The 11,549-nt window shown below is 61.6% G+C and carries 10 protein-coding genes; 5 read left to right on the top strand and 5 right to left on the bottom strand.

Going from position 1 to position 11,549, the window contains the following annotated elements:
- Positions 1 to 31 precede the first annotated feature (31 nt).
- The gene (locus tag AC061P_RS12820; protein ID WP_449647630.1) at positions 32 to 403 is read left to right on the top strand and encodes a sterol carrier family protein; all 372 of its coding nucleotides are present in this window, start codon (positions 32 to 34) and stop codon (positions 401 to 403) included.
- Positions 400 to 813: a hypothetical protein gene (locus tag AC061P_RS12815; RefSeq protein ID WP_480391377.1), complete on the top strand. Its 414-nt coding sequence runs from the start codon at positions 400 to 402 to the stop codon at positions 811 to 813. The genes AC061P_RS12820 and AC061P_RS12815 overlap by 4 nt, the downstream gene beginning before the upstream one ends.
- Before the next feature lie 43 nt (positions 814 to 856).
- Here AC061P_RS12815 and purF read toward each other — a convergent pair whose 3' ends face one another.
- Positions 857 to 2,314 (bottom strand): amidophosphoribosyltransferase, encoded by a 1,458-nt coding sequence (purF, locus tag AC061P_RS12810; RefSeq protein WP_449647626.1) that lies wholly within the window; start codon positions 2,312 to 2,314, stop codon positions 857 to 859.
- Between the two features lie 133 nt (positions 2,315 to 2,447).
- Between purF and purM the strand changes: the two genes are divergently transcribed.
- On the top strand, positions 2,448 to 3,554 hold the full coding sequence (gene purM, locus AC061P_RS12805; RefSeq protein WP_449647625.1) for a phosphoribosylformylglycinamidine cyclo-ligase: 1,107 nt from the start codon (positions 2,448 to 2,450) through the stop codon (positions 3,552 to 3,554).
- A gap of 7 nt (positions 3,555 to 3,561) precedes the next feature.
- Here the strand turns inward: purM and AC061P_RS12800 are convergent, their stop codons facing one another.
- Positions 3,562 to 4,470, bottom strand: coding sequence for a LysR family transcriptional regulator (locus AC061P_RS12800; protein ID WP_480391376.1), 909 nt, complete (start codon positions 4,468 to 4,470; stop codon positions 3,562 to 3,564).
- 83 nt (positions 4,471 to 4,553) lie between these two features.
- Between AC061P_RS12800 and AC061P_RS12795 the strand changes: the two genes are divergently transcribed.
- Together AC061P_RS12795 and AC061P_RS12790 are read left to right on the top strand one after the other, a co-directional pair.
- Entirely contained in the window at positions 4,554 to 5,456 is a 903-nt protein-coding gene (locus tag AC061P_RS12795) for an EamA family transporter (RefSeq protein ID WP_449647623.1), read from the top strand.
- A gap of 31 nt (positions 5,457 to 5,487) precedes the next feature.
- Positions 5,488 to 6,813, top strand: coding sequence for an aminotransferase class V-fold PLP-dependent enzyme (locus AC061P_RS12790; RefSeq protein ID WP_480391375.1), 1,326 nt, complete (start codon positions 5,488 to 5,490; stop codon positions 6,811 to 6,813).
- Positions 6,814 to 6,821: 8 nt separating this feature from the next.
- Here the strand turns inward: AC061P_RS12790 and AC061P_RS12785 are convergent, their stop codons facing one another.
- From AC061P_RS12785 to AC061P_RS12775, 3 genes are all read right to left on the bottom strand, one after another.
- Positions 6,822 to 7,964: an enolase C-terminal domain-like protein gene (locus AC061P_RS12785; protein WP_480391374.1), complete on the bottom strand. Its 1,143-nt coding sequence runs from the start codon at positions 7,962 to 7,964 to the stop codon at positions 6,822 to 6,824.
- The gene (locus AC061P_RS12780; protein WP_480391373.1) at positions 7,961 to 9,010 is read right to left on the bottom strand and encodes a Gfo/Idh/MocA family protein; all 1,050 of its coding nucleotides are present in this window, start codon (positions 9,008 to 9,010) and stop codon (positions 7,961 to 7,963) included. Before AC061P_RS12780 ends, AC061P_RS12785 begins: the two co-directional genes overlap by 4 nt.
- 65 nt (positions 9,011 to 9,075) lie before the next feature.
- Entirely contained in the window at positions 9,076 to 11,541 is a 2,466-nt protein-coding gene (locus AC061P_RS12775) for a glucosidase family protein (RefSeq protein WP_480391372.1), read from the bottom strand.
- Positions 11,542 to 11,549: the final 8 nt, after the last annotated feature.

Below are 11,549 nucleotides of genomic sequence, written 5' to 3'. Positions count from 1 at the left end.
AGCGTTCAGTGTTCCTTGCTAGCGTTTAGGTATGGCACAGCTGAAGATTGCCGCAATTGCTGGCGAAGCAAGCATCCGAATGGTCAAAGACGGTAGAGCAGATCGCGATGCGACCGCCACCGCAGTGAGATATCTCCTGCAAGTTCTCGGGCGCGATGCCGAAGGCAACTCCGTCGAGGTGCGGGTTCCCCCATACGGCGCGGTTCAAGCGATCGAAGGCCCCAACCACACGCGTGGCACCCCGCCCAACGTGGTCGAAATGAATGCCGAAACCTGGATTGCCCTAGCCACGGGAACACGAGAGTGGGCCGAAGCCCTCGACTCCGGCGATATCAGTGCCTCGGGGTCGCGTGCCGACCTCAGCGAATACCTCCCAGTTGTGTGGGAGAGAATAGTGCCGTGAGTATTACGCCAGAACACGAGCCCGCGGCATCCGAACCGCAGCAGCCTGAGCATGCCGTTGAGCAGCTGCCTGGGGTGACCGAAGTGCGCGAGCCTGCGCTCGTTAGTGCTGTCGAATCGGGTGACGTTCTGATTCGACGCGCCCCCAAGTACGGCCCCTTCCTCATCATCGGCGGTGGCGTCGGTGCGATCGTGACGTTCATCCTCACCATGTCATTCCCCGTCGACCCCAATGTCGGGTTTGGCGCACTCTTTGGCTACTTCAGCCTGTTCGGAATTCCGGCCGGCGTAGCGGTGGGCGCCCTTGTTGCCCTCGCGCTCGACCGCGCCTCGATTCGTCGCTCGCGCGCAGCGACCGTCGAACACGAAACAGTCGAGCCAGAATCCTACGAAGGCACTCTCGAGAACTAGCTCAGCGGGTGTCTACCTCAGGGCAGTTTGTGCCGCAGCCTAGCTAGCTCAGTTGGCTTTTCTCGAGCCAGTCGAGGTACTCGGGCGTGATGTTGCCGGAGATGTACTCACCGGTGAAGCAGCTCATTTCGAGCGCCGTTACGTCTGAGCCTTCGATGATCGCAGCCTGCATGTCGGCTACCTCTTGGTAGATGAGGGCATCGGCGCCGAGTTCCATCGCGATTTCGGGAATCTTGCGACCGTGACCGATGAGCTCGGCGCGGCTCGGCATGTTGATGCCATAGACGTGTGGGAAGCGCACGGGCGGTGCTGCTGACGTGAAGGTGACCTTGTTGGCGCCGGCTTCGCGAGCCATCTGCACGATCTCCTTAGAGGTGGTCCCGCGCACGATCGAGTCATCCACGATCAAAATGTTCTTGCCCTTAAATTCGCTGCTCATCGCGTTCAGCTTCTGCTTGACGCTCTTCTTGCGTTCGGCCTGGCCGGGCATGATGAAGGTGCGGCCAACGTAGCGGTTCTTGTAAAAACCTTCGCGGTATTCAACACCGAGCTTCTGCGCCACCTGCATGGCAGCCGGCCGTGAGGAGTCAGGAATCGGCATGACAACGTCGATGTCGCCCATGGGGGTGTACTTGGCAATGGTGTCTGCCAGCTTGTTGCCCAAACGCAGTCGAGCTTCATAAACGGAGATGCCGTTCATGATCGAGTCGGGGCGCGCGAGGTAAACGTATTCGAACGAACACGGAATCAGCACCGGTGCTTTGGCGCACTGCTTGGAGAACATTTCGCCATCGGGCGTGATGAAGATTGCTTCACCGGGGGCAACATCCCGAACCAGTTCGTAGCCAGCACTCTCGAGTACGAGAGATTCGGATGCCACGATCCATTCGTTTCCGACAAGTCCGGTCTGGCGGCGACCCAAAACGAGCGGGCGGATGCCGTACGGGTCGCGGAAGGCGAGCAAGCCGTGACCAGCGATCAGGGCGATCGCGGCATAGGAGCCCTCGACGCGGTCGTGCACGCGGGAGATAGCGGTGAAGACCTGCTCGGGATCGAGGTCGTTGCCCGAAACCTGCTCTTGAAGTTCATTAGCCAACACGTTGACGAGCAGTTCAGTGTCACTCGTGGTGTTGAGGTGGCGGCGGTCAATGCGGAATAGTTCGTCAGTGAGCTGCTGCGTATTGGTGAGGTTGCCGTTGTGAACAAGGATGATGCCGTAGGGCGCGTTCACGTAGAACGGCTGGGCTTCATTCTCGTTAAAGGCATTGCCTTTGGTGGCGTAGCGCACGTGACCGAGGCCGGAGGTTCCGACAAGGTTGCGCATGTCGCGAGTGCGGTAGGCCTCACGAACTTGGCCGTTGGCTTTCTGCAAGTGCAGGGTGCTGCCGTCGGCAGTGGCTATCCCTGTGGAGTCTTGGCCGCGGTGTTGCAATAGCAACAGTGCGTCATAGACCTGCTGGTTGACGGGCTGAGAAGAGACGATACCGACAATGCCGCACATGCTTTCGCGTGGCTCCCTGAGGTCGAAGAGACCGTACCCGGTGTGAGTACGGTCTAGTTTCTCACACCCTAGAGAGACTGCTTTCAGCTGGGCGGGCGGGCGGGCGGGTGCGAGCTGCCGGTACGCTTGAGCCGTGACCGAGAACTCTTCCTCCAGTTATGCCGCAGCCGGTGTTGATACCGCCGCTGGTGACCGTGCCGTCGAACTCATGAAGGCGGCCGTCAGTGCCACTCATGGGCCCAATGTGGTCGGAGGATTCGGCGGATTCGCTGGTCTCTATGACGTTGCGTTCCTCAAGGATTACAAGCACCCCCTGATGGCGACATCAACGGATGGCGTTGGCACGAAGGTCGCAATCGCTCAGGCGATCGATAAGCACGACACCATCGGTCAGGACCTCGTGGGCATGGTCGTTGACGACATCATTGTTGTTGGTGCGAAGCCTCTTTTCATGACCGACTACATTGCGTGCGGCAAAGTTGTACCGTCTCGTATCGCCGACATCGTTGCCGGTATTGCGCGTGGATGCTCGGCTACCGGCACTGCGCTGGTGGGCGGCGAAACAGCAGAACACCCCGGCCTTCTTGGTCCAGACGACTACGACGTTGCCGGTGCTGCCACTGGCGTTGTTGAAGCGGATGCCCAGCTGGGCCCGCACCTTGTTGCGGATGGCGATGTCGTGATCGCGATGGAATCATCCGGCATCCACTCCAACGGTTTCTCTCTCGTGCGCCACATTTTGGCCAACAACAAGATCAGCTACACCGACCGTCTTGACGAGCTCGGTGGAGTCGTGGGTGAAGTGCTCCTCGAGCCCACCCGCCTCTACACAATGCCGCTGCTTAACCTGCTCGATGCGCAGCCGGGTGCCGTGCACTCGCTCAGTCATGTCACCGGTGGCGGAATCGCCGCCAACCTTGCTCGCGTGCTTCCTGTCGGTTCGTGGGTCGAAGTTGAACGTTCGACCTGGTCGCCGCCCGCCGTTTTCCGGGTGCTCTCTGACCTGGCTGGATCCAGCCTCGAGAGTGCTGAAGGAACCTGGAACCTCGGCATCGGCATGATCGCGATTGTGGCTGCAGACGCCGCCGACGCAACGATCGCCGCCCTGACCGCCGACGGCATCCCCTCGTGGGAAGTTGGTCGTGTTTCGATGGCCGCCCATGATCTTTCGGGCTTCGAACAGGGCGCCAAGGGTGTCAACGGTGGCGCTGTGCGACTGAGCGGAAGCTTCGCCCGCTAGCCGTTTGTTAGACGTTTTCCGCGATTGCGGGCGCCCTCAGTAGTGTGTGGATCGCGCGCACGGCAGGTGCCTCTGTCATCGTCGCTCGCCAGATGAGCGAGATCGGTCGAGTGGGCACAGGTTCGCGCAGCGGGATCGCCACAACACCATCAGGAAGGCGTCCGCGCCCGAGTCGAGGCACGAGAGCAACAGCGACGCCTGCCGCAACGAGTTCCACTTGAGAAGCGAACTCTAAGCAGCGATAGTCGATGCGTGGCGGGTGGGGATCACCGCGATACATGTGGCAAAACCACTCGTAACAAATGGTGCCATCCGGCGTACACGCCCAGGTGTGATCCCGCACATCCCCCGGTGTCACGAACGCGTTGAGAGTGAGCGGATCATCTTTGTGAACTAGAACGTCAGCGACGTCGCGAAACAATTCTTCGCTGCAGAGGCTCGGGGGAAGCGTCATCCCTACGCCTTCCCAATGGTGCACAAGCGCAAGGTCGAGGGTGCCAGCGGCAACGGCAGCGATCGCATCCCACGGTTCGAGTTCGGTTACAGTAACGCGAAGCTCCGGGTAGTCGGCGTTGACCTGCGCGAGGAGCGCCGGCAACATCCCACGTACCGCGGTAGAGAAGGCCCCAAGCTTGAGGGTTCCCGCAGGGCGCGCACCTGCGTCATGCAACCGCGAACGGAGCTCTTCGACACGTTCGCGGAGTGTCCCGCCTTCATCCACAACGCGGCGCCCCGCAGCGGTGAGTACGACCCCGCGACCCTCACGATCGAGCAATCGTGCGCCAAGGTCGCGCTCAAGGCGCTTGATTTGTTGTGACACCGCAGAGGGAGTAATGCCAAGACCGGCGGCAGCCGCGTGCACCGTCCCCGTGCGGGAGACGGCAATCAGAGCGTCGACGGCAGCGAGATCGATCATTACGCCATTATGTAACAAACCCACTGGGTAACATGCAAAATCGTGCGCTGGTGTTACATGGTTGAGAGAAGCAGACTCGAACCATGCCCCTTCGTTCCGCGCTTGCTGCTGTTCTTGTCGCCATTATCTGGGGGCTGAACTTTGTGGTCATTGACCTCGGGCTTGAAGACATGCCGCCTGCACTCTTCGTCGCTATCCGTTTCGCCGCCGTCATTGTGCCCGCCATCTTCTTCGTGCCGCGACCAACAGCACGCTTTCGCGACGTTGTGCTCGTCGGACTCTTCATGAGCCTTGGCCAGTTTGGCCTTCTCTACACGGCGCTCGCGATCGGTATGCCTGCGGGCTTAGCCTCGCTCGTTCTACAAGCACAGGTCGTTCTCACCGTGGTATTTGCGGCGCTCGCACTGCACGAAATCCCCACTCGCAGCCAACTCGTCGGGGTGAGCCTCGGAGCATTCGGCCTCGTCGTCGTCGGTAGCGGGCGCGGGGTAGACACGCCAGCGCTGGCCTTTATGGTGACGATTGCCGCAGCCGCCTCTTGGGCAATCGGCAATGTCATTGCCCGTCGAATCGGGCGAGATGGCGCAACGCCGTCACGGCTGGCAGGACTGTCACTCACTGTCTGGTCGGCGCTTGTGGTTCCCGTGCCCATGGTGCTGCTCGCCCTTGCACTCAACGGTGCGAATGCTGTGGGCTTCGCCCTCACTCACCTCACAGTTCCGCAACTGCTGTCGACGGCGTATACGGCTTGGCTTGCGAGCCTCGTGGGTTACGGAATCTGGAATACCTTGCTCGCGCGTCATTCCGCATCTGCCGTAGTGCCGTTCACAATGCTCGTGCCAATCGTCGGGATGGTCACCGCGTGGATAGTTTTGGGCGAGGTCCCCACTCTTGCCGAGGCAGGCGGCGGCGTGATGCTGCTTCTCGGCGTCGCAATCACCACAGGATTGCTCCGTCGTCGCCGCGCCCGAACGCAAAGAGTGTGAATCGCTGGTGCCGTGGGGTTGAATGGGCACTATGGCACCTAAGAAGCCCGAAACTTCGGTTGACGTCGAAACCATCGCTGACGTCGAAACCACCGCTGACGTCGAAACCCCTATTGACGCTGAGCCCGTTGGATCCGCTGAGCCCGCGCAGCCGGAAGAGCTGAGCCGCCCCGAGCCACTAGAGGCGCGAGACGGGTCGCCGGCTGCCGCGCTCTGGAGCCTCAACACGCGCTGGCGCCACATCAACCACGGCTCTTTCGGTGCGGTGCCCGTTTTTGCTCAGCTGCGCCGCATGGCCTACCTGCAAGAGGCCGAAGGCGCCCCCCAACGCTGGTTCATGGCCGCCCCTGCGCGCGTTGCGCAGGCCCGAGCGGACCTAGCCGACTTCATTGGTGTGGATGCCGAGCACTTCGGTTTCGTGCCCAACGCCAGTGCCGGAATGACAGCATCCATTCGCGCTCTCGGGTTGAGTGCTGGCGACGAGATTCTCGTCACCGACCACACCTACGGTGCCGTCGCATTTTCGGCGAAGCGCGAAGCGCGCGAGCGCGGCGCAAAAGTGCGCACCGTGCCCATCGAACTGGATGCGTCAGCGGATGAGGTGCTCGCCAAGCTCGGCAAAGCCCTCGCCAAGAAACCAGCTGGTCTCGTCATTGACGCCTCAAGTTCCTCAACGGCACGCGAGTTTCCGGTGGCGCCCCTCGCAGAACTCGCCGCCAAGCACGGAGTTCCGCTGCTCGTGGATGCAGCCCACGCCCCCGGCGTGAAGAACCGCCCAGCAGAGGGTGTCGCGGCATCCGCTTGGGTGGGAAATTTGCACAAGTTTGCGTGCGGTTTTCGAGGAACCGCAGTGCTCGTTGCTGAGAAGGGGTTCGCTAAGAACCTGTATCCCGTTATCGACTCGTGGGGAATGGACGAGCCGTTTCCTTCACGCTTCGACCATCAAGGAACCCTCGACTACACGCCCTACCTCGCTACGGTAGATGCGATTACAGGTCTCGAGGATCGAATCGGTTGGGATGCCATCCGGGCCTACATCGAGTCGTTGCTCGACTACTCCACCGAGGTAGTTGCTGATGCGCTCGATGCGGCATCGGGTGAAGAATCACGCGTAGCCGTCGGAATGCCCGCCCCCGGAATGCGCCTGCTGCGCCTGCCAGGGTCACTGGGGTCAACCGGCCCCCAAGCAAACGACGTACGTCAACGCATCACCGACGAACTCGGATTCGAAACCCAGATCACCAACTGGCGCGGCACCGGCTACCTGCGCCTCGCAGCCCACGCCTACAACTCAGCAGACGACTACGAACGATTCGCCGAAGATGTTGTGCCGACACTCGTGAGCTGGAGCCGCTAGGCCTAAGGTCACAACCCGGATGCCGCGCTCGCGGCGCGAACACGATCCCCATCGACAGCAATACCCAAACCGGGTTCGGTGAGGGCGGAGAGCCGCCCAGCGCTCGAATGAAGTTCTGGCGCACCAACAAAGTCGTACAGTTCGTTACGGGTCGGAGCAAGCTCGAACTCGGAGCACGCCTCACTCGCTAATGACAATGCGAGCGATGAGGCGTAGACCAAAGGTCCAGCAAAAGCATGAGCATTCGCCTTGACCCCGGCAGCGCCACACAGCGCGGCCGCAGCTCGAAAACCACTCACGCCATCGATGCGCCCCGGATCCATGCCGACGACATCCACCGTTCCTGTGCTCACTATCTCCTGCACCCCGGTGACATTCCACTCGCGCTCGCCGTAGGCAATGAGCACGCCGCGGGCATTGTCGTGAAGCTGACGGTACCCCTCAGGGTTTCGAGCCCCGAGCGGTTCCTCAAGCCACGCGAGACCAAGCGGGGCGAGGGTATCGATGCGTGCCTGAGCTTGCTCGACATTCCAGCCAACGCGGGGACCCACATCGATCATGACGGGGGTGTCATCGCCCAGCGCACCGCGAAGCGCAGTCATGAAGGCAATATCGCGTTCCAGTTCCACGCCCAAACGTGAGGCTCCCGTTTTGCCAAACGCAATTTTGATTCCGGATGCTCCGCGATGCGCCACCCACTCAGCCATCTCAGCAGTCATCTCGCCCAGATCTTCCACAGAGGCATGGCAGGTGATGATCGTGTCGAGGCTCGCATCGGAGACCGCCCCGAGAAGCACCGCCAGATTGGTTCCCTCACGACGGCCGACCAGATCCCACAGCGCCATATCAATCGCCGACACCGCAAAGCTCGCAATCCCCGCACCGCCGTGCCACCACGCATGAGCCGTCATTGTTGCGCTCGCCGACTCCGGGTTCGCCGGGGTGCCCGCGAGTGCGGCAGCAAAACCCCGAACCAGAACGGCAGTCGCGCTTGCAGCCTCGCGCACGATCGTGGCGGCCTCGCCCCAGCCGACAGTGCCAGCGGCATCCTCGACTCGCACAAGGCAGCTGTAGCGGGTGCTGTCGTGGTCGTTGGTTTCGCGGTACGGCAGGGGGTAGGCGTCGATGCGCGCAATTGTGGGGATGCTCATCGGGCGATGCTCCCGCCCTGGGCGGCACTTCGGTAAACAAGTTCGAGCGCCTCTGCAGTGAGGGCGCCAAGCGTTCCGGGGGCGGGGTTGTCTCCGCGCCCGAGGGCTATCTCGATGAGCGCGTTGGCTGGACCTTCTGCCTGATACGCACCATCGCCCGGCGAAAGATCGAGGCGATGTTCTCCGCTGTCTGGCCGATAAATCCAGGCCTCTTCGCGCAGAACATCAACCATGGCCTGCCCCTCGCTGCCGACCGCGCGCACCTGCAAATCGTGCTTATCTTTCCACGCCCCCGCGTGAGCCGAAGCCCCCGAGAGCACTCCAATCGCCCCACTCTCAAAGTTCAGCACTGCCGCATCGTGCAGCTCGACCGGGGTCGTCGCGGCACCAAACATCTGGGCGGATGCCGCAACAATGCGGTCGGGAAACAAGGCGAGGGTCAGCCCGAGGGCATGACTCAATTGTGCTTGACCGTAGCCCCCACCCGAAACAAGCGGGTCAGTCCACGTCGCGGTCTGGGGCACAGAATCCGGGGCCGAATCGGGATAAGAGCCTGTGCCGCTCAGTAGTTCGCGAGTGCTCGACGACATGTGCACGGTGACATGCTCCAAAGCTCCGATGCCCACCCGGGCGATCATCTCCTTTGCGTTGCGGATCATCGCCATGAAGTTCCAACCAAACGCGATCAACAGCTCGCGGTCGTGCTCACGGGCAATCTCCACCAGATCCCACGCCTCCGCCGACGCAATCGTCATCGGCTTCTCGCACAAAACATGCGCGCCAGACCGCAGCGCGGCGGCAGCATGCTCATGGTGCAGCGATGACGGTGACGCGACAATAACGGCATCCACCCCAGGGGCGAGAACGTCGCGATAGTCGGCCGAGGCAAACTCAAAGCCAAAGGTGTCTCGGATGCGTTCGGCGGCATCCAGATTCGACCGGCACACGCCAACCAGTTCAACATCGTCACGAGACTTCAGGGAGGGCAGGTGGGCAGCAACCGCCCACGAGCCTGCACCAATTACTGAGACGCGGATCTTCTTCATTGAACTCCTCCGGATGCCTGACCGGTTGACGGGTTAGTAGGTGAGCAGGTTAGCGGGTGGGCCCGCTAGTTGGTGACGCGATAGCGACTGAGTGCCGAAGCGAGAACGCTGAAGCCTTCAACAAGCTGGCCTTCATAACCGCTGGGGGTGCCGTCTTTCATTCGCCAGTCGTTGCCGGAGCCAAGCCCGCCGAACGAGGTGTCATCAGCAATTGTTGTCGCGAGGTCTTCCAACACCTGGGCCGACTTCTCGGCGAGCCCGACACGTTCGAGCGCATCGACGATGACGCGCGCGCCGTGGTGGGAATACCCACCCTGCTGGTAGCTGCCCATCGGCAGGCCGAACACCACGCCACCGATGTCGTATTCCGGAATGCGCCAGATGTTGAGAGGGATGCCGTTGCGAAAGTCATCGAGCCCGATTGATTCCCAGGCGGCGACGAGGGCTTCCATCACGCCACGAGCCTTATCGACGGGCAGCAGCTCTGTCATGCAGGCCATGCCGTTGAGTTGTGAGAAGCCGTAGTCGTGCAGGGTGCCATCTTTCGAACGCCAGCCGGCAATAATTCCGGTTTCGGGGTTGTAGAAGGTGTCGAAGTACACACTCTGAAGTTTGCTGCGGCTTTCTGCGATTCGTGCCGCAAGCTCGTTCTCTCCCTGTGCTTCGAGCACCGGGATCCAGAGGGTCCACGTTTCGAAGACCACAGCGTTGGCCCACGCATCTTTCCAACCAAACGACAGCACGTCTGCCCAGCAAGTGCTCCACTGGTGGTCGCCACTATTGCCGATGCGCAGGGTTGACTCGACTAGGCCGTCACCGTCAACATCGCGTGCGAGCATCCCTTCAAGTTCACGAATGAGCACGGTGCGGTTGCGAGCAAACCAATCACCGGACTTTTCCCACGCCGCAAAGCGGGCGGCAGCACCGAGGGTGTTGCCGCTCATGTGCACGTACTCGTCGTCGAGGCGGTGGTCGCCGTGCGAGGTGGTGCCACTTCCGTAACTGGGTGCGCCGTCGAGCCAGCGCTGCAGGGAACGACCAACCCATTCCATTGCGGGCAGGGAGGTGGTCTCGACGAGCTGCTCGGCGATGACGGAGACATCGGCCAGGGATGTCGTGCAGTGCATCGAGGCACCATTGTTTGAGTAGGTGGCGGTGTCGCCGCGGAACGGTAACGCCGTGAGGGTGTGACGTTCGAGCATCCGGCGAATCGCATCAGGAGTGTCTTCGGCCAGCGTTGCGAGCGCAGGCGTCTCTACGATCAACTCAATGTCTGCCGTGTGCTTGCCGGCCGGGAGAATGTAGTCGCCAAAGTCGGTGGCGATCTCGCCCACCTTGAGTTCAAGCGTGTTGGTGTCGAGGGGGCGCACCGAGTCGCTTCTCCACTGGGCACCGTCGCTCGCCGAAATATTGAGGGTGCCGTGGCGCGGAAAATGCCACGCGACAGCGCCGGTGAGGAGCCCGGTTTCGCCACGGTAGGCGAGCGGGCCGAGCGCGCACGATGGAGTCACGCGATTGTTCGTAGCGACGTGCCAAGCAGAGCTGGTCCAGGCGCGGCGTTCGGTGTCGCTGGTGCGTTCGACGTGCATCCGGATGCGGTCTGCTTCGACGGTGAACTCAAGAACGTAACGCTGAGATGCGGCGTCACTCACGAACTCATAGCGCACTGTTGACCCGTTCACCGTGGTGGTGCCGACGTAGTCAGTGTGCAGAAAACCGAGCGGCATGAGGCCGCCGATTGCCGTGAATCGCGGCCCCTGAGCAAGGTATTCGGCGTTTTGGTCGCGCAGCACTGGATAGACGCCGGAGGGGTAAACGCCGCTGCGCACGATGTCCATCGAGCGGGGCATCTGCAGCAGGTTGACGTGGGTCTTTCCGTCGCCATCAGCATCGAGAGCGAGGTACGACCAGGCGGGGGAGGTGAGGCGAAAGCCGACCTGCAGGTGGTCTGTCGTGAATCGCAATTCGGTCTGAGTTGTTCGCGCGCTGACGCCGGCCGATTGGCCGGTGAGGTCGATTGCAGCAACGGTGAGGCTGCCTTCGTTGTCAGGTTCCCACTGGTTGTTGGTTTCACCCTCGAGAATCATGCCGGTGGACGCAAGGTTCCAGCCCGGCCACCATTCATCGGTCGCTGCGCGCCGCACTTGAGCTACGAGGGAGCTGGCTTCGAGCCCGCCGAGGTCAAGGCTGGCTCCATTCGCGAGAACCTCTTCGGCGGTGGACCGCAAGTGGCCTACTTCACGCCACTCGTTTTCGCCGTCGGCAGTGAAGACCACTACGTCGAGGGCAGCATCGATTTCTTGACCGCTCGCACACTTGTGATAGCCGGGAGCTTGGGCCACCGAGAGGCGGTTAAAGGTCGCTGGTTTGTTCGTAAAAATCGCCCGCTGGTGAATGATTCGCTCAGCCGGGGCGCCTACTTCGTGCTCTGTCGGGACGCTCCACAGTGAGCGCGTATGGAGCCGCATCGGGGCAGCTTGTTCCATCTCCCACGACGGTGTGGCGAGAGGATGCGAGAAGAGGTTCATCAAAACCGGTA

The organism is Rhodoglobus sp. G.S.4, from assembly GCF_056619605.1.
Note: the sequence above shows the minus strand (reverse complement) of the source record. Positions and strands in the feature narration are given on the sequence as shown.